The following is a 26,919-nucleotide window of genomic DNA, read 5'->3' on the forward strand; positions in this document are numbered from 1 at the left end:
AGCCAAGGGGCAGTTCTTGACTTTGGAGGCATACACGGATCAGAAAATAGGAGCCGGGTTTCCTTTTCTGTATGGAAACGAATCGGTGTGAGGTTGGGAGCCGACGGCGATGGTCTATCTTCGCTGAATCAGCTTGCCCATTGTTCCGTATGAGTACCCAAGTGCGAACAGGCGGGAGGCGACCGCGTTGACCGAGGGTTTCCAGACGCACTTCGGTAAGCGCTCCATAAGGCCGTAAGGCGGAACCGTTCACGGGTTCCGCCCTACGATGCTGAGCGTGAATGGCCAAGCATTCGCTGGGGGCGCGATGGCACTGACGTCCCGCGGCGTGAGCTCGAACGTGAGGCGTCACAACAGGTCGCAACCCACATGTCAGAGTACGTTCAACCGTCGCATGGTTTGAAGGTCTTGAGCTGCCCCCGTTGCCGGGTGTTCGCGAAGCAGGGCTGGATGTTGATACTCGCCGCCTCGCGGCAACATGGTTTCGGGCAACAGTATCCGAATCAAGACCTCAGACTTTCCAGGTGCAGCAGCTGCGGTGCGCTGACGATCTGGCTGAATCGACGGATGATCTATCCACTCATTTCGACGTTCGAAGTTCTTTTCAGGATTTCCCGGATGAGACCCGTGAGGACTTCGAAGAAGCACGAGTGATCGCCGTGCGCTGTGCACGCCCCGGTCTCCAGGGCATGATCGCCCTTTCGACCGGGTCGAGCGGCGTCATTTCCAGCTCAGCCAGAGATCACTTCGGCCGCTGGGGCGGAGCGCCGGCGATGGCGTAGTATTTTTCACCGCCGGAAAAGACGTCGTCCGCGGTGTAGACATAGACGTTCTCGCACCATGCCTTTCCGACCGAGCCATCCGCATTTCCGCTGCAGTCGATCCAGGGTAAGCCCTTGTCCTGTGTTTCGGTGTTCGGATCATAGATACGAAACGGCGTACCCTTCGCGATCGTGACCGTATATCGGTTGTCCCGGTCGTCCTTAAACCAGAGCGGGCATGTCGCAGGGTTTTTGGCGTTGTACACTACAAAAGCTGCGTGCTTGGGATTCACTGCCTGGTCGAGGGCATCCGTGCAGATACTGTAATGTGTGAACTTGACCGCGTCATCCTTGCCCCACCCATAGCCGAAATTAATGGGTAAGGTAGCGTGCTGCTTGTTTTTCAAACCTTCATCACCGCCCACCGAGATGATCAAGCCCTTTGCATCATCGACCTGCATATTGCCCACTGCGTCGTCGACCGAGTAGGCGTAGACGTAAGGTGCATTTAAATAGCTTTTCCCGTGAATCAACAGCAAATACGGGTTGAATCTTCCGAAGGGTGCAGATCTGTCCGGCCAATACTGCAAGTCATCGAATTTTTTCTTGACGACTTCATATTCTTTGTGATTGTTCTCGTTATAGCCTGGGGTGTCTTGAAGAAGATTCCAGTCGGCCGGGCAGTTGTTATTGAAAGGTTGCCAACCGTACACATGCCCCAGACGAATGCTCAAGTTTATCGGGTCCGGATCTTTGGCCTGATCGCAGTAGAAAGTTTTGTCTGGCTTTTTGTCATGGTAGTGGTCGATATAATTTCTATAGTTCTTCTGCATCAACTGATTCACAGCGACGATGTTCTGACAAATCGCGTCAGTGGCTCCTGCCACGCAACGCTGCCACAAGGTTACGAGGTCTCTGACGGGTTCCCACAGCGAGCCGGGTGGTAGGCCATCTGGTCCCGGCGCTTTCGGAGTGGCCGTGTAGTTATCCGGCAGCTTGAAGTTAACGACGGGCCACGTGTCCTGGTCCCTGTTCTGCATGCTGACGAAAAGCTCCAGAGGCGACGGTACCTTGTTGTGCGTGAGTGTCTTCCCGCCGATGGTCTGAGTGAACCTGGGCCATCCATCGAAGCGTTTGGAATTTAGAAACTTTTCCACCGCAGTCTCGAACTCTTCGATCGGCGTGATCATGCCGATATAGCCGATCTGGTTCCGAGGGTTATCCTGCACAGCCCCCATGGCGGCTGGAAGATAAGCCGTATTGACATAGGAAACGTCATAATCGACGTTATGATCATTCAATTCGATATAAGGTTGCGCTGTTTCGTCTATCGCTCCCAACGTATATTCCAGGAGCTGTGAGGGGTTATTGTTCGCTAATCCGTGCTGGTCCTTGTAGATCTGAAGACCGGTTGGTTCCAGCTGCTGCTCACAACGGATACAAGTCGGCAGCGCCGCTCCTATAGACGGGTCGATCTTCACCTTCACCTGAGAAGGTCGGTTCTCGTAATTTTCCGTGAGCGCTTCTGGAGGGCTGCCGTCTTTGCTGGCGAATAACAGCAAATTTCCACCGTCCCACCAGTCGGCGAACTGGTCGGGTTTGGTGGCGTCTATTTTTGGAACAAGTTTCGTAAAAAGAGGAAGGATAAGCGTAACGTGATCATGTGGAGGAATGCCGTGAGCTGGATTGATGTACAGCCGAAACTCATTGTTCCTCGGGTATGGCTGGCTCTTAAGAGAGTCCGGGTTGTTGGGTACCTTGAACCAGGCTTGCAGGCGCTTGTCCCTTTCGTTCTGCCCCATCGTCAGAACAGGGAAAATGGTGTGATCGTCGGAACTGTTATAGATCCTGATCTGCATTCTGGGGATTGGGGCTGCGCTCGCGGTTTGCGTGCTGGCAAACAATGCGGACGCGAACAGGATTGCCGAGCCCGTGAGGTGTTTGGGTTGGATCGGTCTTGACACAGTGAACTCTCCCTTGATTTGTGACTAACAGGCAGTCGTTCCCGCGTTTCCGTTCAACTGGCCCCACAGCTCGTCGCCCGGTGCATGGCGCCAGCGAGGGGTAGTGCCGCTGTCGCGCCTCCCTATTGCACTCCGGATGGGGACTGTGAACGAATGCAAGCTCTCGACCGCTTGAAGAAAACACACCAAAAGGTGGGAGTCTGTCAAACAAAAAATGGTAAGCGGTTTTTAAACAAAGGCGTACTACACGCTCTCTTTGGGTATCCCATCCTGGGAAGGTTGCGTCTGCGATGGTAGAAATCCCATGGGTTTCCAGCCAGTGACCGCTGTTCACGGGGACAGGCAAAAGCGGGTTTGTGGACGTGGCCCGGGGTTGCCCTCCGCGCATTCCTGGCCGCTCTGGCGTATGGCGAAAGGCCCGGTGAATCACGGTTGCGCGACAGCGACGCATTCTCCTGGCGATGCCGAGGGCCTGCCGTGAACGACGGTCCGACCGCACACGTGAGGCTCGGAGTTCGGATGCCGGAGGCGGTTAGCCGCTCGACGCAGGGGGGGGCGGGGCTCGGCCAAACCCGGGCGCTTTCGGGCGGCGTTCGTGAACGGACGGCGACCGCGCCACGACGACAAACGGTCGGTACTCGGTGCAGCCGCCCGACAACCTGCTCCCGCGCGCGTTCGGTCGGGAATACACAACCTTTCTGGAAGTGTGGTAATGTCCGGATCGTTATAAATAAACATTCATACGGGCTGCAGCCAGCGTACGCGATCTCAACGAGGCCGGGCGACGCGTGTGCTTCGTCGGACGCAACCGCGATCCATGTGGGTCGCCGGCGCGCAGGCTGCGAGCCTTTCAAGTATCGCTGATCACCCTGCCTGGAGACACCGAGTTGAGCATCGCTGCGACCTCCCCAGACCACGGCCCGGTCCTGTTCTTCAATGCGCATCAACAAGCCTTTCGACAGACCGCGTTGCAGTACGCGCGACATCGGCATCTGATCGATGGATTGTTGTCGCGGGCGTTCAGCAGTTTCGAGGTCAATGCCGCCGGGCAATCGCGCGGAGCGCCTGCTCCGGCCTGCTACGACGGCTGTGCCACCTGCTGCACGCTGCGCGTGACCGCCACCGTGCCGGAGGTGTTGCTGATCGCCCGACAGGTCGCGGGTGCGCCGGCGGCGCTGACCGGGCGGCTGCTGGCCGCAGACAAGGTGACTCGGGGGTTGGGCGAGACGGAGCGTGTCCGCCTACGTCGACCCTGCCCGTTCCTGCGACACGCGTCCTGCGTGATCTATCCTGTCAGGCCCTTGGCCTGTAGGGCGCATATTTCCTACGACGAGAAGGCCTGCGTTGAGGCGGCGGCCGGAAGGCGGCAGGAGATTCCCAATTCTCCCGCACACCTGACGGTGCGCAGCCTGATCCAGAACGCGATGCAATCGGCGCTGCGCGACGCGGGTCTCGCGTGGGGGCTTTATGAGCTCAATCAAGCCGTGTGCCTCGCACTGGGTAACCCCGGTTGCGAGCAGGACTGGCTGGATGGCGGCGACATATTCAGCGCAGCCCAAGTCGACGAAGTCAGTCCGGAAGAAATGGCGCAGACCTACGACGCCATCAACGCCCAGACCATCTGACGTCAATCCCGGCCGGGCCGGCCGGGACCCCTAAGGTTCATGTCAAACCCTGTCCGCCAGCGGGCAGGGTCATCGAATCAGTCCGTCTTGTCGGCAGGGAGTGCCTGTGTCCCGTCGAAAGGGACGCTATTGCGGTCGGCTATCGAGGGATCCCGATTCTGTAATTGCATGTACGAACGACGGGAATCCCTGTCAGCACGAGACCCGGGGAAGAGGCCGGGTTCGCAGTGGACGAACGGGCGTGGCGATTGGGCCGCGACGTCAAGCGGGTGCATGCCGATGCCTGCGCGCTGGCCGAACCCTGACTGGTCGAACGGACGGCGTCGGGCGGGCTGCTGTGTCCATTCGCGGACATTCATGTCGGAATGCATCTTTCCACAAGGGCTGACTGAAGGGGTAGCGGCTGCAATCGCAGTGCGACACCATTGCGCCTGGGCTCCGTCCCTGCCTCTCAGCCCAGCCGGTCCCGAGGACTCTGGATGCCTTTCCCGCCTCTGTTCAGCACATGGGTGTAAACGTGTGCTGAGGGAAATCGAAGAGCCTGTCCTGAGAGACGCCGAAGGATCATCGTCGTGCTGACATCGTTGTGCCCAGGAGTTCCTGCACGGTCCGGATGTCGGAGCCGGCCTGCAGCAGATGCGTCTTCGCCCCCATGATGGCGGCGTTCGACGCCGCAATGGGGATCGGTCGAATGCGGGCGCGACGCAATCGAAAGCGCGGAGGGGAATACGCAAGACACCTGGCTGGACGCGTCAGCAGGTGTGAAGTAAAGACCTGACCCTATCTCTCCTCTATCTCTCCTCTATCTCTCCTTGACACTATCTCTCCTATCTCTCGTGACCCCATCTCACGAGCACTTCACCTGACCAGACCAGGCGGGCTCTTTGGGCCTGCAAGGCTCGGGGAACCCAGGGAACGCACAATGAGTTTGGGGCGGAACGTGAGTTCAAGTTCAGCACGCGCCAGTTGACCGAGTGTATGACCGCGAAAGGCTACACCCTCGAATGGCGCAGGGCACCGTATCGGTGCAGTGGGGCATGGATTGGGGGGTCAATGAGTGACTCTCTTTCCGCTCAAGTCAGCGCGGTAGGCGCGAATCTGCTCCAACAACGAATTTGAGGCCGCTACCCGGGATGAAAACGGCAGACGCTACCTTGCGCGCTGCAGCCGGGTGAGGTGGAGACCGGATCACCGCAGCCGCCGGCGCGAAAAACGTTTCCTTTGTTCGGGCGTGTGCAGAAGGGCCTTCCCCAACACGAGCGGTTCTGGCTGCCTGCTCTGCGGTAACGAACAGGCTATTTGGAATCGTCGCCACGGTGCCCTAGCCTCTCCGGGAGGATTCGCGAATTAAGCGAATTTTTCGAGCCCCTTTGCGAGATATAATCTATTTCCTGATTTTTTTACCAAGGCTCTTCTCATCCTAACCAAAAGTATCAGGTAGGGCCAAGAAAGTTAAGCTTTAAGTGGACTTGCGTACCCACTTCCAGTAGTACTACCATGAAGTCAGAAACCTGGATTGAAGGATTACCGCTTGCGGCAAGCCAGCTTTTTGGCGGTCCAAGCAACATTGCGGGAAATTAAACGGTATGACGACCGCGAAGCGCTTGCTGTCCGTCAATAGCTATTATTACCGGCGAGACGGTTCGGAAGTGGTCTATTTCGACCACAACGCATGCTTCGAGGCCCAAGGTTGGACCGTGGTGCCCTTTGCGATGCAGCACCCGAACAATCGCACCAGCGACTGGTCGCGTTTTTTCGTCGACGAGATCGAATTCGGACACGAATATGGTCTGGTCGAAAAGATTCGTCGGGTACCCAAGGTGATCTATTCCCGGGAGGCTCAGCGGAAGTTGCGCCTGTTGCTCGACAATGTGTCCGTCGATATCGCGCACTGTCACAGCATTTATCATCACCTTTCGCCCTCCATACTGCCCGTTCTGGCCGAGCGCCAGATTCCTGTGGTGATGACGCTGCATGACCTTAAGATCGCATGCCCTGCCTACCACATGCATCGCGCGGGCTTTGGCGTGTGCGAAGCTTGCCGTGATGGCGGCGTCACCCAGGTATTCCGAAATAGATGCGTTAAGTCCTCGGCTGCTCTCAGTTTCGTGATCTTCCTGGAAGCCGCCGTCAATGGCTGGCTTGGGTCCTACCAACGCTATGTGCAACGATTCGTCTGTCCCTGCCAATTCTACGCGGACAAGCTGGCCGAATGGGGTTGGGATCCGCAGCGCTTCACTGTAATACCCAATGCGATAGATCTCACGGGATGGGAGCCGTCCTACGGCGCTGGGGGCCATTTCCTGTATTTCGGCCGCCTTTCGGCGGAAAAGGGATTGCTGACTCTGGTGCGAGCCGCTGCCGCTGCAGGAGTAGAAGTGCGGCTGGCTGGCGATGGCCCCCAGCGTGCAGAGTTGGAAGCGGAGTCTCTTCGGTTGGGGGCACGCGTAAAATTTCTCGGTCATCTGCAGGAGACCGAACTGCGAGCGGCTATCGCCGCTTGTCGCGCCACAGTGCTACCCGCCGAATGGTACGAGAATGCGCCGATGAGCGTACTGGAATCCTATGCTATGGGGAAACCCGTGCTGGGAGCCGACATTGGTGGCCTTCCCGAGCTGATCGAATTGGGGCGTACCGGCTGGCTGCATTCCAGCGGCTCAGCCGAAGCGTTGGCCTCGTGTCTTCGCGAGATTCGCGACATGAAAGATGCTGAGGTTGAGGAGCTCGGTCGAGCGAGCCGCGCCCATGTCGAGCACCAGCATTCGCTCACTCAGTACACACGCAGGATGCTAGACCTTTATGACACCCTTGACGGCAGGCAGCATTAACAGACCAGAACTATCGCGCCGCGGGGAGATACGACTCGGATTCCGTTGCAATGCGCGCTGTGGCTTTTGCTACTATCAGGATCTGCTGGACCAACCACCCGAGAAGGAGCCTACAAGCGCCGCTCTGCGCGAGGGCTTAACGGCATTGCGCCGACTCGGTGCCACGGAAGTCGAATTCACCGGCGGCGAACCGACCATTTGTGCTGACCTGCCGCATCTGACAAGGTTCGCGCGCCAGCTCGGCTTCAGTTATATCTCGCTGATAACGAATGGCATTCGCCTGGCGCGGCCGTCGTACGCTGAAGAACTCGTGGCGGCGGGGATCAATGACGTGCTCGTCTCGATCCACGGTGCCCGGGCGGAAACCCATGATCGCCTGACCGGCATCCCCGGCAGTCACGGCAAAGCCATCCAGGCCTTTGGGAATCTTCGATCCCTCGGCGTGCGCTGTCGCACCACGTGTACCGTCACGGGAGACAATCTGGCCGAAATAGTGGATATCCTGGCTCTGTTTCTAAGCCTTCAGGCAAGCGCTGTCCACTTTGCGGTGTTTAGTCCGGCGGCCCAGGCCAGCGGTACCGAAGCGGGCCTCAGGGTCACTTACGCGGAGGCTGCCGCTGCTCTCAAGCGAGCGATTGCCCGCTATGAAATGGCGCTGCCACCACTCAGCGTCAAGTACATACCCTTCTGTTACATGCAAGGCTTCGAGCGGTATGTCATGAATTTCTACCAGCAGAATTTCGATCCCGACGACTGGAATTACTACTTTAGCAATCGCATCCGGCGCGCCGCGTCTGGCTGGCGTGCAGTCGTGTTTGATGCAATCTCGCTGTCGGGTTGCTTGCTGGCACGAAACTGGAGGTTGCCATTCGGCCGCGGGCTGATCGGCATGAAGACCTACGGTTTGACCCGGCTCATCGAATTGGTCCGGAAGCGTCGGTTGCCCGCTTGCCGCAGTTGCAGTCATGACCTGATTTGCGATCATGTCTGGAAAGGATACGAGGACGTGTCGACAATCCGCCCCATTCCGGGCAAGAAGCTAACTCATCCGGCAGAGAACTACATTATGGCGGCTTACCGTAAACCTGCACCTTCATCTTCGGAAGAGGTGTGTCGGCGACCCGGCAACCAGGTAGACGGTTGTTGCGGTGTCTGAGCTCATCAGGGATGTCATCGTCATGGGCGCATCGTCCGGCATCGGGCTCGCCTGCCTACAAGAGTCCGTATCCCGCGGGTGGCGTGTGCTCGCGTGCGTGCGTCAACCAGCAGCGCTCGACGATGCACTGGCCCAGTTCCCGCTGGCACACCGTGTGGAGTGCGTGAGTTTGGACGTCTCCAGCGGTGACAGCATTCAACGTGCCGCTGGCACGGCCATGGATTGGATCACCGAGGCTTCAGCTAGCGTGGGTATCGTTAATGCGATCGGCGTCGGTGCGGTGAAACCCGTCGAGCTAACTTCGAGCGACGATTATCATGACCTATTCCAAGTCAACGTCTTCGGTCCCATGGCGTTCATTCAAGCGCTTATGCCGTCACTGCGTAAGCAGGGCGGCCGCATTGTCCACGTTGGTTCGACGAGTGGGCGGATTGCCTCGCCATTGACCGGCAACTATGCAGCCACCAAAGCGACGCTCGACGCTTTGGTTGCCTGCCAACGCTTGGAACTCGCCGGCTCAAACATACATGTCACCCTCCTTGAGCCCGGTGTGGTCAACACGCCGTTCTGGGATAAGTTGAAGGCACAACAGCAGCACCTGTTGCCGGTGCTGCGCGCCTACGGTCTCGAGCGCTACGAGCGCCTGCTCGGTCGCCGTTGCGGTGGCAACCCACCTTCGGGCTCTTTCCCAGCCCAGGTTGCGCGGCAAGTGGCCGCCCTGCTCGCTACTCGGGCTCCGCGACGTCGCTATGCCTGTGGAAAGGACGCGTACCGCAAATTGGCGCTGCAGCGCCTGTTGCCGGATACGTGGTTTGAGTGGCTGCAGATGCGTCGCCTGGGTTAAACATACGATGTCGAGACGGCGCATCGCCTGCCAGTGCACTAGGGTCGTCATTCCAGCCGCGGCACCTTGCCTGAGGCTTCGCCCGGCGATGGGGCATTCCTTCTCTCGATGATTCAGGTGTTCGCTCTTGTACACTTCTACCCGGCAGAAATCCGGGTGTGGCGGTCTTGTGATATCTGCCTGGTTCCGAACCAATCGAGCGTTGGGCGGTCGCTACCCCCGGACACCGCTCACCTGGGCCTAAACCATCCAGAAGACCCACCTTAGTCCCCTGCTTTCTATGTCATTTATCTCTCACGGACATACCAGCGTTCCGGGTAATTACGAGATCGATCCGAGAATCGCCGAAGCTCGCGCAGCCCTTCAAGGCTTCGAGCTCGGGCGATTCTTGCTCTCCAACCTCGGCTTAAATGGATACTGGACTTCGTATATTCTGATGCACCCTGAAAGGGGCAGGCTTACGAATCGCAGTAGCGACGGCAGTCGCATGGCCGAGTTCGAGTCGCGGCTTCTGAATCGGTGTCCGATCGTCCTCGCAACGCAGGAACGGTTTCAGCTATTCCGCGCGTTGACGCAGCCTCTGATCCGCTCCGGTATGCGATTGGCGTCACTCCCCAGTGGGCTGATGGATGATTTGCTCACGCTCGATTACTCGGGTGCTGAGGATGTCGTGCTGACGGCGGTCGATCTGGATCCGGATTCGTTGAGCGGGGCGGAAGCGAACTACAGGCAGCGCAATCCCCCGGTGACGATCGAATGCGAGGCACGCGACGCCTGGAACCTGGAATCGGCGGATCGCTGGGACCTCATCACCAGCAACGGGCTGAACATTTACGTCGAGGACGATGAACGATGTACCGACTTCTATCGCAGTGTGTCGCGGGCGCTGCGACCGGAAGGCGTGTTTATCGTCAGCTTCATCACGCCCCCTGACGAGTGGCAGCCTACAAGCGCGAGTGATCTCGATTACCAGCGTTTCCTCTTTCAGGAGGTTCTGCCGGTGAAATGGACCTGTGTCCGGGATGAGGTAAAGACGCGCCAACAACTCACGCAAGCGGGATTTGAGGTAATTTCGGTGACTCACGATGAACAGCGAATGTTTCCTGCCGTCGTGGCAAAGAAGGCGAGATGAGATGACAAAGCGAGAGGAGCAGGACTAATGGGACCGGGTTTGCATTCCGACAGTGCGCGTCAGCCGGGCTCAGCCCGCTGGCCTGCGCCTGCCAAGGGCTGGGGTAGGCTGCGCGTGCTTTTGGCGGCGGTCACCGCTGGGCGCGCGGGCACTGCCCGGGTACGATTGGCGGGGTCGCGTGCCATAACCCTGCGGAAATCCGCTCTGGTCGAGCTTGCCGGAGCGGCGACGGCCTGTCTCGCCCTCGGTGGCGGCTGTGCCGCACACGCGGCGTCACCGGGTGCCTGGGCCGCGCATGAATCCGCGGTTGTTGCCGCCTGCTCGGCGGCGAGCGCCTTGCGTGAGGCCAAACCCGGGGGCAGCCCGATCGAGTTCGATGATCGCCTGGGTTTGACCGCCCTGGTTATCGAAGGTCGATACCCGCAAGCGCACATGAAGAACCAGCGCGGTCGCGTGCTCTGTCTGTACGACAAGCGCACTCGGTCGGCGTCGGTGGCCGACGCCGATGCGTTGCTGCGGGCACGGTGAGCGAACGCCGCTGGGTTTGGCATACGCCGTGCCCGCCCAGCGAACACGATCCGCGGGCTGTTGTCCTTAGCCTGCCCATTTTCCTGCGGTGATGGGGCGGGCCTCCCGATCTGGCAGTCACTGCAAACGGCCGTCATCGAGGTACAAGGCGCCGCCAGGTCCGAGATTCATCCACACTCCGAATTGCAGCACATCTCCATCAATGACCGGGATGTTGTCGAGTACGGCCTGGGTCCAGGTCGTACGGGTCGTAAGCGGCGACCGGGCGCGGTACGGGGTTTCCCAGATGCCGTTGACCCGCCTGCGGACGGTTACGCTGAATTGGGCGCCGTTGACGTCGCTCATTCGCTTGTACCAAATGGAAGCGGTGTAGCGGGCAGCGGGTAGCCCGCCGACATCCTGCCGGAGCAGGGTGGAGAATGCGGCCGGGCTCGAAAACACGACGGCGCTTTTGCCCTCATGCACATCATTACCGACCAGCTGAGCGGATCCAAGACCCTTCCATGCCAGGAAGCCAGCCTCGAATCCTCCATTGACCAGCGATAGCGCCTCGCTGGGGTACATCAGCGCAAGCAGAGGATCGCCGAGCTTGTTCCCCATAACGGCCGTCGCGGCAGAGGAAAGCCCGGCATCGTTGAAACCCAGCGCAGCGCGTTGCAACATCAAGGCGCGCTTTTCGGGCTCTATCGTAAACACTTCGCCGTCGAAATAGGGCCACTCCTCCTGCCCCAGAAGGTAAGGCAACAGGAACTCGGTCGACTTTCTGAGCCCTGCCCCGTCGGGTGTGGTGTGGTTCCAAAGATTTCTCGTCCGCCCAACCCCGTCAGCCAATTGTGCAATGCTGTAAGCCGCTGTGAGGCCATTGATATGGTATGTAAAGTTGTTGGCGCGCTCCATCTCCAGGGGTTGCGTTCCATCGGAGGCGAACTGTAACGGCAGGAACCGGTCCACATAGTCGTCGAACGCTTGCCTTGCGCGTGCGGTATTCCTGAGGTACCGATACATGGCCATTCTTCCGGCCCGATAATAGGTGCTGTGGTTCTGTTGCACTTCCCCATCGGCCACCGCGTCGGGATCGGTTTCGAGCCAAGACAGCAGGGTTCTAAAGTAAGCCGCGAGAGCATCCGCGTCAGCCTGATGCCAAGAGGGAGATGCTTCCAGAATGCCTGCAGCATCGCATATTCGGTACATTCCGATCATGAAGATAGGCAGATTGACTCCCCGAAACCCTGCTCCGGGCACAATATTGGAATACTTCATGTGGGGGTTCATGCGAGTGTCGGGGTCGATGAACCACGCCCGCAATAAACGTCCCGCGTGTTCTGCATAGCGTTCGTCACGGGTAATGTAGTAGGCCAGACTCAGCAACTCCGCATCTGCCACCATTGGATCGAAAAATGTCCAATCCAGATCATTGGCAGGGTTGTGATGTCCGTCCCGTATGACCCAGGGCAGGCCGTCTGGCGTATTGGGATTCGGCCAGGCGCGAAAGGCGATTGCGACGAAGTCGTGAGGGTCATGGCTGGGGCTTATGGGTAGCTTTGCGGTGTTCTGCGTGATGGAATAAGGCCCCCGTAAAAGGGCGCTGTTTGCCCGCCCCTCCAGGGCCTGAACCCGTCGCTTAACCGCGGGGTCACCCGCCATCCAGAGCGCCCTATCGATTTCGAGGCTTCTCAGTTTGATATGAAAGGTCCTGGCAACTCCACCTTCCACAGACCAGGCAGGCTGAATCCAACCAAGACAGGCGATGACGGCAGTGACGAGCAGAACCCAATGTCTGACATCGTCGAGAGCTGGCTGGAAGGCAGGTCTCTTAACTAATCGTGGCTCTCGTGGGGAAGCGTCCGCACCGATGGTGGTTATCCGAAAAGGCCCGGTGCGAGGGGAGTCAAGGACCGGCTTTTGGCTACGAAAAAGTATTACGGATGACTTTTTTTTGTCGCCACTCGATATCACGAAAATATCCTCTAAATTTCCCCCCAATTCAGACACAAAGACCGAAGGCCATAACACCTATTATTCTCGACCTATACGGCCACCTGTTCAAATGGAGCTGTTTATTTGCTCGTTCGGCCTCGGCCTAGGAGAGGCCCGGACCATAGGAGTGACAGTCTAGCTACCAAGGGAAAAGGTCAGGTATACGAAGGCCCTCAAGCCCTGCTTCGGCTACCCTGTTTTAATAGTCGATTCGACGCCGAGTATGGCGCTTTGGACGCGAAAGGCAATACGTACTTCTACGTAGGTAATAAGCGAAATAGGTGGCTGACGGGATGGCAGGGCGCGTTCGCAGTGACGGTCGAACGACACCGGAATCATCGCTAATACGCAACGGCCGCGGCTTGATCAAGAGCGTTACCGAGGCAGTCGAAGTGGGGTATGGACATCGGAAATGGTGTGTAAACGCTGGAGTCAACAGGTCCAATGGCGGGATAGATCGAACGGATGCAAGAGGCTTTCATGGCGGAACTGGCCGAGGAGGCCGGGTCAGATGCAATCGTTGCCAGTCTGAGTGAGTTATCGTGAGGTGCCAAGATCCGCATCCCCGCGGGTCGCACCGACCCCGGTGTGTTTTCTCTGTTGGGGATCAAGCTCAGCCTCGGTCGCATGGGCCGCCGGGATTTGACGGCCGGCGCCCATCTGCCGGAGAATCGGGCTGCTGGATAACCTCAGACTATTCACAGGGAGATTTGAGCATGCGGTCCGTCATGACACTTGGGTTGGTTGCGTTGTCGGCGGGCCTGCTCGTGGGCTGCGCGTCGAAATCGGATGTGTCGGGGATTCAGACTCAGATCGACGGCCTCAAGGCTGAGCAGGCCAGCATCCGTGGCACCGCGGAGCAGGCTCTCGCTGCGGCGCAAGCGGCCAGCGATAAGGCCGGTAGCGCGGAGGCCGAGGCCAATCGTGCCGCCACGGCCGCGCTAGCTGCCAGCACCAAGCTCGACCAGATTCTGGCGAAGGGCGCTCACAGTCGTCACAGTGTCGTCAGTCACAACCACCATCACGGCAAGCTGACCCATAGCCATCCCTACAGCGGACACCACCATCACTAAGCCTGCTGCAACCATCCGCAGGGCTCCAGTGCTCCCCGTGTCGTGCGGCTTCGATCGGGCGAGCCGTCCCGACGAGCGGTGGCAGGCGCGATCGTCAGGGCAGGGTGGCCGGGCGCGGATGCAACGTCCAGCCTTCGTTGAGTCGACTCAATCACGCCCGAGGCTGGCGAGCCCGGAACGCGGCAGGCCAGCGGCAAGGCTCTTTTCGGAGAAGCCGCGTGATCTATAGCGAGCAACACCGGCGCCCGCAGTGGAAACCGATACATGCCGTACAGGATGCGTTGCCCAACGCGGACCAGGGCATGGCTGAGCAACTGGGTGGCACGATCACGCCGGAGGAGACCACGGCGCTGTTGATGCGCAACGAAGCTTGAGCGGAACCGCACACGTTTTCCTTGGCCACGCTCTGCTCCTGATCGGGGTGACGGTCCCATCCAATAATGAGGGTTGCCACGTCGGTGCTCGCGTCAGTTATCGATGGGAACGGAAGCTCACGCCGCGGTTCGCGACGCGCCTGTACCCATGAATCCAGCGTCCTTGCGGCATGCCATCGCACTGGGCATTGGGAATGTCCGGGCAAGCTGTATCGGTGGCACGCACTGGGATTTGATGCCGTATCTCGGACCGCACTACGTCGCTCAGTATTTCCTGATGCTGCGCTGGCTGGGATGGGACGAGTCGGCGTTCGAGCCGCAACGGCTCTCGGATGTCCTGTGGGAGACCTACCTCGACAGCGGCTCCTGGCCGATGGTGCGCGATGCCAAGCTGTCGGATGGGGACATCAACGCCACACTATTCAATTACTGGGCGCTGAAAGCCTTGGGCGTCTCGGTCGAGGACGATCGTCTGGTGCGCGCCCGAGCTTTCGTGCTGGATCGCGGCGGCATCGAAGCCTGCTCGGTATTCGCAAAGATCTTCCTCGCGCTGGCCGGGCAGTACGATTGGCGGGACGTACCCGACATTCCGGCCGTCCTGTTCAAGGAGTGGAGCCCGGTCAAACCGGCCAGTTTTGGCCAGTGGATCGGGCCCCATCTGTTGCCGATGGCCTATTTCTCGCGCCGGGAGATCGCGCGGTTGCCCGAGGGCCTGCTGCCCCTGCTGGAATTGTATGCGGGCAAGCCCCGTGCGGCGCTTGCCTCAGTTCAGTCCGGCACCGTCATCAGCAGCCCGCCGTCCGCGACGGACGAGGAATTGATCACGAAAATGGTCGAGGCGCAGCAGCCAGAGGGCAGTTGGGGCGGTTACACGCTGTCGACCTTGCTGTGCCTGATGGCGTTCGATGACTATTTGACACACTGTCCCGCGCGTCGCGCGGAGTTCGCCGAGCGCATCGAGCGCGGCTTCGGCTTCCTGGAACGTTTGTATCTGCGCAGTGGGGGCAGTGCCTACCATGGTGTGACCTGCAACGGCCGATGCTGGGACAGTGCGCTGATGGGCATCGCGCTGGCCGAGGCGGGCGTCGGTACGGACGAGCTGGCTCCGGTCGCCGATTTTCTGGTGGCGCACCAGACCGCTGACGGTGGGTTACCGTTCGGCGAGGGGTTTCGTGACGTCCCGGACACCGACGACACGGCCGAGATGGTGTCCTTCCTGACGCATTTCCCGGGCCAACGGGATAGTGCCGAGCGAGCCATCGAGTTCCTGCAGCGAATGCAGAACGATGACGGCGGTTGGGGCGCATTCGCGCGCAACAACGATGGGAACCCTCTGCTGAATCTGGCCGTCAAGCCCATGGAGGATTCGGCCGATTTTTTCGACGAAAGCGCGCCCTGCGTGACGGGGCACATCCTTGAGTCCTTCGGATTGCTCGGTTACACCGCGGAGAACTCGCCCACCGTCCAGAAGGCGGTCGCCTACCTGCAGGCAGTGCAGGACCATGAACTCGGCGCATGGTCGGGGCGCTGGGGTATCAACTATCTGTACGGTACGTCGGCTGCGGTCGTCGGTCTGATCCGCTGTGGCGAGAACCCGGCAGCGCCTTACCTGCGCAAGGCATTCGATTGGCTGAAGGGGCGGCAACACGTCGACGGCAGTTACGGCGAGTCCACCTTGTCCTATTTGGATCGCGGCTATGCCGGTGTCGGCGTTGCGACGCCCTCCCAGACGGCGTGGGCCCTGTTGGCCTTGCTGGAAGGGGGAGCCAAGACTGCGGCGAATGCGAAGGCAGCTGCCCGCTATCTGGTGAAGGACATCGTCACCAACGGAAAGTGGGTGGACCCGTCGACGGTAGGGACGGGGCACCCCGGCATCGTTTACATGAACTATCCGTCGTACCCTTACGCGTTTCCGCTGATCGCCCTGGCGCGTTACGCGCGGCGTTTGGGCTTGGTGCCGAGTGCGGCAGAGTCAGGGCCGCTGTCGGTCGACTGACATTGCCGTTCGGAAGGCCGATCCATGGCTGCGGCGTGCGCATGTCAAGTGCGACAAGGCTGAGGGACGGGCACTCTCAGCGCTCGCGACGGGCCGGACGGGCTGGCCGTCGCGGCGAGCTAATCGACGATCTGATTCATTTCTAGCCCCGACGCGATCTGGCGATGCAACTCGGCCATCTGCCTGGCATCCTTGGCCTCCGCTTCGAAATCCCGCAGCAAAGCGCTGGAACGTGCCCGCAGATCCTTGATTCCGCGACCATGCCGATGTGGGCGCGCCTGATAGTCGGCGAGCATGCGACGTTGCTCATCCGCATTGGCCTCAGCCGTCTGGGCCAGCCCTTCGAAATGGTTGGCCAGCGATACATGCGCTTCGGGTGTGACGGTGCTCTCTGCGGCACTTGCCCAGTCCGTCGCGGTATTCGGCTTGGTCGCACAGCCCGCGGATACCGCCATAACCAGAAACAGCGTCAGTGTCAGGCTCATGTTCATGGTGGTGATTCCCTCGGATCGGATGTCCAACAGAAGTTCCGTCACATCGACGTGCCGCATGTGAACCAAGCGAACCGAGGGTAATGGACCCGCGGTAGGGGGCAACGCGACGCTGATGGGCGCGTCGTGCGAGGGACTCATACGCCAGTATTGATCAGGAGTCGCGCCGGGCAGGGAGGGCAGCAGGACCGGTCATCGCTGCCAGCTGCGTGATGGCACTTCCCGAAGTGCTGCACCCTCGGTAAGCCAGGGCAGTGGGTTCAGCGCGGCCGGTAGCGCTGACCAAGGACCGGCCGTACCATTGCCCGCAATTCCAAAACAACCGACAGGATTTCCGGATGACTCAGCTGCCGCCATGTCCCGCCTGCAATTCCGAATACACGTATGCCGACGGCAAACTCTACATTTGTCCCGAATGCGCGCACGAATGGCCCAAGGAGGAGATGGTCGAGTCGGATGATGACACGGCGCTCGTACGCGATGCGTATGGCAACGCCCTGCACGACGGCGACTCGATCACGGTGATCAAGGATCTCAAGGTCAAGGGCTCGTCATTGGTCGTCAAGGTTGGCACCAAGGTCAAGAACATCCGGCTCGTCGAGGGTGACCACGACATCGATTGCAAGATCGATGGGATCGGTGCCATGCAGTTGAAGTCGGTGTTCGTCAGGAAGGCCTGAGGCGCCCAGTCTATGGCGTGCCGTCCGGTGACGTGCCAGGCCCGGAAAGCGGGGCATGGCGGTAGCGGAGCTGTCTGAATCGTCCGAGGACCACCACTGAGAACACGGCATGAACATCACCCGATACGCTTTGTGCACGGCCTATGGCCTCCTGGGGCTGACGGCTCTGCTGGGAACCTGGAGCAACAACCGGCATTACCTCGATTTGGGCTTCCTCGAGGCCAACGCCAGATTCTGGCAGGAGACGTTGGTCAACCCGGCCAGTCGCTCGATCACCATCGACATTCTGTGGCTGGGGCTTGCGGTCATCGTGTGGATGCTGCTGGAGGCGCGACGCCTGTCGATACGTGGCGTGTGGCTCTGGATCCTGTTCGGTATTTTCGTGGCCATGTCCGCTGCATTGCCCTGGTTCCTGGTCCATCGGGAGATCCTGCTGGCCAGGTCGGGTGAGGGTGATCATGCGGGCAGGCTTTCGGCCGGCAATCTGGTGGGCCTGTTGCTGATTGGCCCCGCGCTACTGGCCTATACGTTTTTCGCTTGGGGGTAGCGTCAACGGCTGGTCGTGGATGGGTCGCCAGGGTTTGTTTTTCCGATGGCCTGCACGATGCGCGTGACTTCGGATGCCACCGGGTGGAGGCGAAGATGCGATGGTCGCTGGATCTTCGAGGAGCGGCTGCCGGGGGCGCGAAGCCCCCGGCAATGCTGCGCTGGGCTCAGACCAACTGGTAGTCGGCCAGCACGGTTTGGGCGGTGCTCTGGAGGACGCCAATCAGTGTGAGTTCCGCGGCGTCGACAGATGCGTCGGCGTTCCCGGCTTCGAACTGATACAGCGCCGTATCCTGACCGTTATCGACTGCGAACAGCCGGGCGTCGCCCACTGCGTAGGCTTCGGTTGCGCTGCCGATGGCAGCGGCTGCAGAGTCGGCAGTGATGTCACCGAAGATGTCGGTGGCGAAGATGACCAGCTCTGCCGCCGTCCCAAAGCCGCCGGGACCGGCCAGTTCGAGTGCGCCGTCCAGGAGCTTGTCGCCGTTGCCCACCTCGGCTCCGGCCAGAGCCAGCCTGTCCAAGCCCGACGTGAAGTCCAGCACCAGGTCCGCCGCATCTTCGGAGAGCAACCGGAAGGTATCGCTGCCGTCGCCGCCGCTCAGCGTGTCGCTGCCGCGGCCGCCGTCCAGCACATTGTCCGCGCTGTTGCCGATGAGGCGATTGTCCAGGCCATTGCCGGTGCCATTGATGGCGTCAGTGCCGGTCAGAATCAGGCGTTCGACGAAGGCTCCCAGTTTATGGTCGACCGAACTACGGACCGTATCGATGCCCGCGCCGGCCATTTCCGTGACCACGTCGCCGATATTGTCGACGACATAGGTGTCCGCACCGCGTCCGCCCGCCATGTTGTCGATACCAAGACCGCCATCCAGCCAGTCGTTGCCGTCGCCGCCCCGCAATGTGTCGCGGCCGACCTGGCCGTACAACTGGTCGTCGCCGTTCAGGCCGTCGATGACATCGTTACCGGCAGCGCCGTAGATCCGGTCAGTGACCGCCGTTCCCGTCAGGACGTTGGCTGCGGCATCCCCGTGCTGCGTGTTGCGTGCATCGGAGATGAGCACTTCGTCGCTGGCGATCTCGTTGAACGTGCCGCCGCCGTCCGTATAGCTCGTGACCACCCGAATGGCGAGGCCGGCGGTCTCATCGTTAGGGGTGAAGCTGGCCTTGGTCGCACCGCCGATATCGGTCCAGTCTCCATCCGCAGTGCGGGACTGCCATTGATAGGCCAGCAAGCCGAGACCGTCGGCGTCGGCCAGGCTGGTCGTGTCCACCGTCAGTACAGCCAGTTCTGGCGCACGCCCGTCCTTGATGGCGCCTGCCAGACTGACCTTGCCGGTGGGCGCGTTGTCGACATCCTGTACCGTGAACTTCACATAGTCGTAGACGGAAGCTCCGAGCTTGTCGGTTGCCGTGACTTTGAGCGTCAGCACCCCGGCGTCGGAGGCCTTGGGCGTACCGCTGAACACGCCGGTCTGTGCATCGAGTGTGAGCCATGCCGGCAGGGGTTTGCCGTCCTTGAGCGTTGCGGTAAAAGTCAGTTCGTCACCGTAGGGGGTATCGGCGTCCGTGAAGGTTGGTGTTCCCTGGATCCGATACTCGAATGCGTGGCCGTCTCCGATGACCTGGTCTTCCAGTGAGGTCATGACGACCGGCGCATCCGGGGTGGCGGTAACCTTGAAGACCAGTTCCGCTTGGACCTCTCCACCCTGTTCGTCCTCGACCACGTAACTGACCTTCACCTCGCCGCTGTAGTCCGCTTCCGGCGTGTACTCCCAGGTGCCGTCAGCCTTGTCGATGAGGCTGCCATGATCGACGGTGATATCGACGGCAGTGAGTTCCTGGCCCTCGATGTCGGTGTAGCCTGCGAGCAGATAGCTCATCAGCGTATCGGTCGGGATGGTGTAGCTCGTATCCTCGACACCGACGGGCATCTCGCCCTGCTGACCCGTTAACACCGGCGCATCGTTCACGCCGGTGACGGTCACCGTCGCGGTCCGTGTGACTTGCTCGCCCTTCGCATCCGTGACCGTGTAGGTGAAGGTATCGGTTGCCTTCTCGCCGTCGGCCAGGTACTCGAACTTTCCGTTCGGGTCATAGCTGAACGTGCCGTCTTCGTTGTTGACGACGATGCCGATCGTCTCCTCCGAATCGACGGTGAAGGTGTGGGTGTCACCCTCATCGACGTCGCTGAAATCGGCAGTTAAGGTCACTGCCGGGCCATCCTCGCTCGCTGTTTCGGCGATCTCCTCGGCCTCGGGCGCATCGTTTGCCCCAGTGATGGTCACGGTGGCGGTCATGGTCGATTCCGCGCCCGCGGCATCCTTCACCGTGTAGCTGAAGCTGTCGGTGGTTTCCTGACCCTCTCCCAACCACTCGAACGCCCCGTTCGGGTCATAACTGAAGGTACCGTCCTCGTTGTTGACAACCTTCCCCAGGGTGCCGGTCGTATCCACGGAGAATGTGTGGGTATCGCCCTTGTCCTGATCAGAGAAGGCCGCCTTCAGCTCCGTCGCCGGACCGCCTTCCTCCGCCTCACCCGAGATATCTTCGGCCACCGGAGCGTCATTGACCGGCGTAATCGTCAGCCGGAACACGTCGGATGCGGTTACATCGCCGTCCGTGACGGTGACGCGAACTTCGATCCGGCCGCTGTCATCCGGTGTACCGCTGAACCGTCGGGTTGCGGCGTCGAAGTGCAACCATGGTGGCAGCTCCGAACCATCTACAAGGCTCGCGCTGTAGGTGAGTTTGTCCCCGTCAGCATCCCGGAAAATACGGTTGGCTGGCCCTGCCGGCACGGTGTAAGCCTGCATCGCTGCATCTTCCGTGACCGTCAGGTCGGGAATGGTGCGCACCAGCACCGGCGCGTGATTCGGGCCGTTAAAGGTGACGGTCAGTACCGCCGTGTCCGTGCCACCCTGTCCGTCATCGACCGTGTAGTTGAAAGTATCCTGCAGCGTGGCGTTACGCGACAGGGCCTGAACAGTGGGGTTCTTTGCGTCCACTGCATAGGTGTAACTGCCGTCCGCATTCAGTAACAGGCTGCCGTAAGTGCCGGCCAGTGTCAGACCGACCTCGCCGGTCATGCCACTGTCCTCGATGCCACCGGTGCGGACCGCCGTCACGCGTAGATGATCGCCGACGTCGATCTCGGTATCGTTCGCCAGGACATTCCCGGTTGCCTCGATTCCCGGGGCTGCGTTGAGCTCGGGGGCATCGTCCGCTGCGATCGGCGCATCGTTGACCGGTGCGACCTCGACCTCGACCTTGGCTGCGACACTGGTATCAGTGCCATCGGTAACGCTATAGGTAAAGCCGGCCTTGCCGTTGAAGTCGGCATCAGGGGTGAAGGTGACGGTGCCGTCCTGGTTCAGCACGACTGTGCCGCCGATGCCGGATGTGACACCCGCGATGGTCAGTCCATCCTTCTCGACGTCGGTGTCGTTGCCGAGCAGATCTGCCGCGGTGAAGGTGACCGGCGTGTCCTCATCGGTAGCGAACTCATCCTCGGCCGCGACGGGCACGTCGTTGACCGGTGCGACCTCGACCTCGACCTTGGCTTCGTCGCTGGTATCCGTGCCATCGGTCACGGTGTAGGTGAACTCGGCCTCGCCGTTGAAGTTCTCGTCGGGGGTGAAGGTGACGGTGCCGTCTTCGTTCAGTACGGCGGTGCCGCCGATACCGGAGGTGACGCTGGCGATGGCCAGTCCATCCTTCTCGACGTCGGTGTCGTTGCCGAGCAGGTCTGCCGCGGTGAAGGTGACCGGGGTGTCCTCGACGGCAGCGAGTTCATCCGCGACGGCGATAGGCACGTCGTTGATGGGTGAAACTTCGACAGTGGCCTTGGCTTCGAAACTGGTCTCGGCGCCATCGCTGATGGTGTAGGTGAACTCGGCCTCGCCGTTGAAGTCGGGATCGGGGGTGAAGGTGACGGTGCCGTCTTCGTTCAGTACGGCAGTGCCGCCGCTACCGGAGGTGACGCTGGCGATCGTGATCTTGTCGTTGTCGACGTCGGTGTCGTTGTCAAGCAGATCGGCCGCGGTGAAGGTGACCGGCGTGTCTTCCTCTGCCTTCAGTATGTCGTCCACGGCGACCGGCGCATCGTTGACCGGCGTCACATTGACGATGACCTGCACTGGGGCGCTGGTATCGGTGCCATCACTTACCGTGTACGTGAAGTCAGCCTTGCCGTAGAAATTTTCCTCCGGCGTGAAGGTCACGGTACCGTCGTCGTTCAGCTCGACCGTGCCGCCCGTGCCCGACTTGACGCCGGCGATGATCAGCGTGTCACCTTCCTCATCGGTGTCGTTGTTCAGCAAGCGGTTTGCCGTGTACGTCTTCTCCGTATCCTCGACGGCCCACAATTCATCGACCTCGGCGACCGGCGCGTCGTTCGTCGGGGTAACAGTGAGTTCGAAGAAGTCGAACGTGTTGCCTCCAAAGGCGTCTGTGGCGTCGACCCGGATATACAGCACTTCGTCGATTTGCGGTGTGCCTGTGAAGGTCGTCGTTGCAGCGTCGAAGCTGAGCCACTCTGGCAGATCGACGAGGTTGCCGTCGTTGTCCACCAGCCGGGCCTGATACGTCATGGGATCCCCATCGGGATCGACGAAAGTGCCTTCCGGTATGGTGAAGGTGAACGGGCTGGCTTCTGCCGTCGACTGAAATTCGATGCGGGTATTGAGCTCCGGCGGGCCGTCATCGACCGAGGCCACATCGACGGTGGCCGTGGCCGGCTCGCTGGTGTAGGTTCCATCCGTGACGGTATAGGTGAAATCGGCCTTTCCGTGGAAGTTCGCATCCGGGGTAAACGTGACGGTACCGTCTTCATTCAAGACGGCCGTGCCGCCGGTGCCCGACTTGACGCTGGCAATCGTCAGTTCCTCGTTGTCCACATTGGGGTCATTCCCGAGGAGATCCTTGGCGCAGAATGTCACCTCCGTATCCTCAGTCGCGAACAGCTTGTCGTCGACCGCGGTCGGTACATCGTTGACGGCAGCGACTGCCACCTTAACCTTCACTGCCTCGCTGGTTTCGGTGCCGTCGGTGATGGTGTAGGTGAACTCAGCCTCGCCATTGAAGTTAGCGTCGGGGGTGAAGGTGACGGTGCCGTCTTCGTTCAGTACGGCCGTGCCGCCCGTGCCGGAGGTGACGCTGGCGATGGTCAGTTCATCTTTCTCCACGTCGGTGTCATTGCCGACGAGGTCTTCAGCGGTGAACGTGATCTCGGTGTCTTCATCGGTGGAGAATGCGTCTGCAACCGCGATCGGTGCGTCGTTGACTGCCGCCACGTCGACCGTCACGGTAGCCGGCGCGCTGGTGTCGGTGCCGTCGGTGACGATGTAGGTGAAATCGGCTTTTCCGTTGAAGTCAGCATCGGGTGTGAAGGTGACGGTGCCGTCCTGGTTCAATACGGCGGTGCCACCGGTGCCACACTTTACGCTGGCAATGGACAGCAGTTCTTTCTCGACATCCGTATCGTTGCCGAGCAGTTCCGCCGCGGTGAAGGTCACAGGTGTGTCCTCGGTCGCGGACAGGGTGTCCTCTACTGCGATCGGAGCGTCGTTGACAGCGGCCACGTCGATACTGACTGTGGCCGCTTTGCTGCTCTGGGTGCCGTCGCTGATGGTGTAGGTAAATTCGGCTTTGCCGTTGAAGTCGGCGTCGGGAGTGAAGGTGACGGTGCCGTTTTCGTTCAGCACGGCGGTTCCGCCCGTGCCTGACGTTACACTGACTATCGACAGTTGAGCCTTCTCTGCGTCGATATCGTTGCCGAGCAGTTCGTCCGCAGTGAAGGTCACTTCCGTGTCTTCAGTTGCGGATAGCTTGTCGTCGACGGCCCGCGGCGAACTGTTGTTCACGTAATAGTTCAGAGTGCCGTCGTACTCGCCCACGATGAGATCCCGGTCACCGTCACCGTCTAAGTCGGCCAGGGTGGGGGCGCTGTGGTCCCCAACGTCAATCCCATCGAAAGGATTGTCAGCGCCGGTGCGTGCCTCGAATTTTGGGGTCGACGCGCTGCCGGTGTTTTCGTAGTACTTCAGGCTCCCATTGTCTTCGCCGACGACCGCGTCGAGATCGCCATCGCCGTCCACGTCACCAAAGCTGATGGTGCTCTCCGTCCCGACATCGATGCTATTGAAGGGGTTCGCAGCGCCGGTCCGCTCCACGAATGTCGGGGCTGATGCCGTGCCCGTGTTTTGGTAGTAGTTGAGATTGCCATTGTCTTCGCCGATCACGGCGTCGAGGTCACCATCATTGTCCAGGTCGACGAAACTGGGAGTGCTGTTAGACCCTACATCTCTGTTGTCAAAGGGGTTGGCAGATCCGGACTGCCGAGAATAAACGGGGGCAGCGGAGGTGCCGGTGTTTTTGTAGTAATTCAGCGTGCCATCCCACTCTCCGAAGACGGCATCGAGGTCCCCGTCGGCATCGAGATCGCCCAGGGCCGGAGCGCTGTTGTAACCCAGAATGCCGAGATCGACGCCATTGAAGGGGTTGGCACTGCTGGTCTGTGCTTGGAAGACCGGAGCCGATGCGGTGCCGGTATTCTTGTAGTAGTTGACGTTGCCATCGTACTCGCCGATGACGACGTCAAGGTCGCCATCTTTATCCAGGTCGGCAAGTATCGGTTTACTGTTCGACCCCACATCGATGCCAGTGAACGGGTTGGCAGCGCCGGATTGTGCTTTGAACGTGCTCATGACGATGATCCTCGATCAAGACGTAGCAATGGATGGATCTGAAGAGGGGGCGTCGGCCTGCCGAGTGTTGTGGTGGTTCGGCGCTCGCTTGTCATGTCGCCGCCCTGGGTTGGAGCCGTTGCCTCCTTTGCGGCAAAGCCTAGTAGCTGGTTGTCGAAACTGTGAACGGCATCACATTGCAATGCGCGCGGCGGCGGTCTGGCGGTGAGTGAGTCCGGACCAAAAACCGCATGGCTATCAAGTAAATGTTGTGGCCGAGTGACGCCGGACGACCGGTTCAAAGCATCCGGAAGGACGTTTCGTGAATTTCTGGAGACACTGAGTTTCCTAAAAGGAGACAATCTTCGGTAGGGACTTCCGAGCGCGTAGTGGATTGCCGGCCTCTGCTGATTCCCCCTGAATCTGACCAGGATCGCGGTCGTTGCTGGAATGCCGGGGGGGGGGCGGCAGGTCCGACGTCTTCGTCGTGCTGTCCAAACTGAGTCATGGGTCGCGCAGCTTTGCTGGCCTATCACCCCGCGCGGCTGGATAGAACATCAGCAAGTCGTGGGCCCGGGCCACGCGCTGAGACCGTGGGCAGTTTCAGATGGAGCCATCCGTGCCGCCACGCCGGTTTGGTTTGTCGGAAGGCAGGGCAGCAACCTGACCCTGTTGTTGCCGCTTGAACCGTGCTGTCCGGGAGGACTGCAGTGCATGAGTTCTTCGGCGTGCGAGAGTGGGGAATACTTTCGCGGCTGCTGCAGCGCGAATGCCGCGTCCTTATCCTGGGCTGATGCATCCCCAAAGCGCCGGCGGTGAAGCGTTTCCCGCGATATCGCTCACAGCATTTTGACGACCCGTCATTGACGATTCCCGCGGAACATCGCGTCGAGGCGTAGCCGCTCCCTTTTCCGAAAGCCAGACAGAACGGGACTGCCTTGTTCGGGGTCGTTGACAGCCCGCCGGGCGGCGTCGCATGCTGCGCCGGCGATGGGTGACGTAGCCCATTCGTTCAACAACCAATGGACTAGAGGGGGACTATTCAATGCGAAGGAATTTCTTGCTTTCTTGTTTACTGGCACTCGCCGGCGCTTCGTCCGCGATGGCTGCACTGCCCGAGAATGCCGCGGTTTTCGCATCCGGTCTGGATAATCCGCGAGGGCTGCGCTTCGGTAAGGATCGCAAACTCTATGTGGTGGAGTCGGGTATCGGGGGCTCGAACAGCAGCGTGGGGGAATGTGATCAGTTTCCGCCGCCGATCGGCCCCGCAACATCGGGGTACTCGGGTCGAATCACGCGGATCGGCCCAAACGGGAAAAAGATGACGTTCAAGAAGGGATTCCATTCCTTTGCGCAGGCTCCGGCGTCCGGTGCAGAGATTAACGGGATCAGCGATCTGAATTTCGATGGACCGGACGTCCTGGCCGTGGTGTTGGGCGGGTGCCAGACGGGTGCCGTCGGCCAGGTTTCCGAAGTGTTGCGTATCCGTCCTGACCGTTCCGTCTCGCAAGTCGTCAACCTGTCGGATTGGTACCGCGCGAATCCGCCCGCCGTTCGGGATGACTTTTTCAATCCGGATGGCGTCCCGACTCGAATCATCCGCGACCAGTCCCACTACTACATCGCCGAGGCCAATCATGGTGTCCTGGATCGGTTGAATCCCGACGGCAGCATGACGCGAATTGCCGACTTTTCGGCGTTGTTTGAAGGCGGTTACGACTTTACGCCGACGGTCGTGACGCTGGGGCCGGATGGCCGCCTGTACGTCGGCACCTTCGGCGCGTTTCCGTATCCGGAAGGCGGGGCGAAGATTCTGCGCGTGACGAAATCCGGCGCAGTGTCGGTGTTCGCCGAAGGGCTGAACCTGATTCAGGGCGTTGAGTTCGACTGCTCCGGTCGGCTTTACGTGCTGGAAGCCGCTTCGGCCGGGTTTCTGTTTCCCGACGGAACGGGGCGCGTGCTGCGCCAGGATGGCCCGGGCTGGGTCGAGGTCGCGACGGGTCTCACACGGCCCGCGGGCATGACGATTGGCCGTGACGGCCTGTTGTATGTGTCTAACAATGGCTTCGGCGTTGGGCCCGTGGTCGGGCAGGGAGAGGTACTTACCCTGAATCTCGGACTCGGCAAGCAACGCTGCAAATAGGTTCGACGCAAAGGTATGCCGGAGTCGGCTGGCCAAGACCACTTGGCTGGCCGACCCGGCGCCTTGCCAGCTGCGGGCGCGCTAGCGCAAGGAAGAGCCCGGTGGCCCATCGGTG

At 60.3% G+C, this 26,919-nt stretch carries 16 protein-coding genes; 12 read left to right on the forward strand and 4 right to left on the reverse strand.

Annotated features, from left to right (window positions below):
• Window positions 1–742: 742 nt before the first annotated feature.
• Complete coding sequence (locus ACW73L_RS15000; RefSeq protein ID WP_498923142.1) at window positions 743–2,725, reverse strand: hypothetical protein; 1,983 nt, start codon at window positions 2,723–2,725, stop codon at window positions 743–745.
• 887 nt (window positions 2,726–3,612) lie between these two features.
• On the opposite strand from ACW73L_RS15000, the gene ACW73L_RS15005 reads away from it, so the two are divergent.
• From ACW73L_RS15005 to ACW73L_RS15030, 6 genes are all read left to right on the forward strand, one after another.
• Window positions 3,613–4,350: a YkgJ family cysteine cluster protein gene (locus ACW73L_RS15005; RefSeq protein WP_498923144.1), complete on the forward strand. Its 738-nt coding sequence runs from the start codon at window positions 3,613–3,615 to the stop codon at window positions 4,348–4,350.
• 1,586 nt (window positions 4,351–5,936) lie between these two features.
• On the forward strand, window positions 5,937–7,178 hold the full coding sequence (locus ACW73L_RS15010; protein WP_498923145.1) for a glycosyltransferase family 4 protein: 1,242 nt from the start codon (window positions 5,937–5,939) through the stop codon (window positions 7,176–7,178).
• Entirely contained in the window at window positions 7,159–8,334 is a 1,176-nt protein-coding gene (locus tag ACW73L_RS15015; protein ID WP_498923147.1) for a radical SAM protein, read from the forward strand. The genes ACW73L_RS15010 and ACW73L_RS15015 overlap by 20 nt, the downstream gene beginning before the upstream one ends.
• A gap of 22 nt (window positions 8,335–8,356) precedes the next feature.
• Window positions 8,357–9,178, forward strand: a complete 822-nt coding sequence (locus tag ACW73L_RS15020; RefSeq protein WP_498923149.1) for an SDR family NAD(P)-dependent oxidoreductase — start codon at window positions 8,357–8,359, stop codon at window positions 9,176–9,178.
• Between the two features lie 625 nt (window positions 9,179–9,803).
• Window positions 9,804–10,310, forward strand: a complete 507-nt coding sequence (locus ACW73L_RS15025; protein WP_498923150.1) for a class I SAM-dependent methyltransferase — start codon at window positions 9,804–9,806, stop codon at window positions 10,308–10,310.
• 27 nt (window positions 10,311–10,337) lie between these two features.
• Window positions 10,338–10,838, forward strand: a complete 501-nt coding sequence (locus tag ACW73L_RS15030) for a hypothetical protein (protein WP_498923152.1) — start codon at window positions 10,338–10,340, stop codon at window positions 10,836–10,838.
• Between the two features lie 117 nt (window positions 10,839–10,955).
• On the opposite strand, the gene ACW73L_RS15035 is transcribed toward ACW73L_RS15030, so the two are convergent.
• Window positions 10,956–12,851: an alginate lyase family protein gene (locus ACW73L_RS15035; protein ID WP_498923154.1), complete on the reverse strand. Its 1,896-nt coding sequence runs from the start codon at window positions 12,849–12,851 to the stop codon at window positions 10,956–10,958.
• 680 nt (window positions 12,852–13,531) lie between these two features.
• Between ACW73L_RS15035 and ACW73L_RS15040 the strand changes: the two genes are divergently transcribed.
• From ACW73L_RS15040 to ACW73L_RS15050, 3 genes are all read left to right on the forward strand, one after another.
• Window positions 13,532–13,888, forward strand: a complete 357-nt coding sequence (locus tag ACW73L_RS15040) for an Lpp/OprI family alanine-zipper lipoprotein (RefSeq protein ID WP_498923155.1) — start codon at window positions 13,532–13,534, stop codon at window positions 13,886–13,888.
• Between the two features lie 218 nt (window positions 13,889–14,106).
• The gene (locus ACW73L_RS15045; RefSeq protein WP_498923156.1) at window positions 14,107–14,262 is read left to right on the forward strand and encodes a hypothetical protein; all 156 of its coding nucleotides are present in this window, start codon (window positions 14,107–14,109) and stop codon (window positions 14,260–14,262) included.
• Window positions 14,263–14,410: 148 nt separating this feature from the next.
• Window positions 14,411–16,258, forward strand: a complete 1,848-nt coding sequence (locus ACW73L_RS15050; RefSeq protein ID WP_498923158.1) for a hypothetical protein — start codon at window positions 14,411–14,413, stop codon at window positions 16,256–16,258.
• A 119-nt stretch (window positions 16,259–16,377) separates the two neighbouring features.
• On the opposite strand, the gene ACW73L_RS15055 is transcribed toward ACW73L_RS15050, so the two are convergent.
• Entirely contained in the window at window positions 16,378–16,749 is a 372-nt protein-coding gene (locus tag ACW73L_RS15055; protein ID WP_498923160.1) for a hypothetical protein, read from the reverse strand.
• A 338-nt stretch (window positions 16,750–17,087) separates the two neighbouring features.
• Here ACW73L_RS15055 and ACW73L_RS15060 point away from each other — a divergent pair, with 338 nt between their 5' ends.
• Entirely contained in the window at window positions 17,088–17,429 is a 342-nt protein-coding gene (locus tag ACW73L_RS15060; RefSeq protein WP_498923162.1) for a zinc ribbon domain-containing protein YjdM, read from the forward strand.
• A 109-nt stretch (window positions 17,430–17,538) separates the two neighbouring features.
• On the forward strand, window positions 17,539–17,976 hold the full coding sequence (locus tag ACW73L_RS15065) for a DUF2834 domain-containing protein (RefSeq protein WP_498923164.1): 438 nt from the start codon (window positions 17,539–17,541) through the stop codon (window positions 17,974–17,976).
• A gap of 166 nt (window positions 17,977–18,142) precedes the next feature.
• Here ACW73L_RS15065 and ACW73L_RS15070 read toward each other — a convergent pair whose 3' ends face one another.
• Window positions 18,143–24,682: a tandem-95 repeat protein gene (locus ACW73L_RS15070; RefSeq protein ID WP_498923166.1), complete on the reverse strand. Its 6,540-nt coding sequence runs from the start codon at window positions 24,680–24,682 to the stop codon at window positions 18,143–18,145.
• A gap of 1,081 nt (window positions 24,683–25,763) precedes the next feature.
• Between ACW73L_RS15070 and ACW73L_RS15075 the strand changes: the two genes are divergently transcribed.
• Complete coding sequence (locus ACW73L_RS15075) at window positions 25,764–26,804, forward strand: ScyD/ScyE family protein (protein ID WP_498923168.1); 1,041 nt, start codon at window positions 25,764–25,766, stop codon at window positions 26,802–26,804.
• The last annotated feature ends 115 nt before the right edge of the window (window positions 26,805–26,919 follow it).

The organism is Methylolobus aquaticus (assembly GCF_054172105.1).

Coding starts and splice junctions, on each gene's coding strand:
- ACW73L_RS15010 (WP_498923145.1), top strand. CDS start 5,937: ATGACGACCGCGAAGCGCTTGCTGTCCGTCAATAGCTATTATTACCGG.
- ACW73L_RS15020 (WP_498923149.1), top strand. CDS start 8,357: ATGGGCGCATCGTCCGGCATCGGGCTCGCCTGCCTACAAGAGTCCGTA.
- ACW73L_RS15025 (WP_498923150.1), top strand. CDS start 9,804: ATGGATGATTTGCTCACGCTCGATTACTCGGGTGCTGAGGATGTCGTG.
- ACW73L_RS15030 (WP_498923152.1), top strand. CDS start 10,338: ATGGGACCGGGTTTGCATTCCGACAGTGCGCGTCAGCCGGGCTCAGCC.
- ACW73L_RS15040 (WP_498923155.1), top strand. CDS start 13,532: ATGCGGTCCGTCATGACACTTGGGTTGGTTGCGTTGTCGGCGGGCCTG.
- ACW73L_RS15050 (WP_498923158.1), top strand. CDS start 14,411: ATGAATCCAGCGTCCTTGCGGCATGCCATCGCACTGGGCATTGGGAAT.
- ACW73L_RS15055 (WP_498923160.1), bottom strand. CDS start 16,749: ATGAACATGAGCCTGACACTGACGCTGTTTCTGGTTATGGCGGTATCC.
- ACW73L_RS15060 (WP_498923162.1), top strand. CDS start 17,088: ATGACTCAGCTGCCGCCATGTCCCGCCTGCAATTCCGAATACACGTAT.
- ACW73L_RS15065 (WP_498923164.1), top strand. CDS start 17,539: ATGAACATCACCCGATACGCTTTGTGCACGGCCTATGGCCTCCTGGGG.
- ACW73L_RS15070 (WP_498923166.1), bottom strand. CDS start 24,682: ATGAGCACGTTCAAAGCACAATCCGGCGCTGCCAACCCGTTCACTGGC.
- ACW73L_RS15075 (WP_498923168.1), top strand. CDS start 25,764: ATGGCTGCACTGCCCGAGAATGCCGCGGTTTTCGCATCCGGTCTGGAT.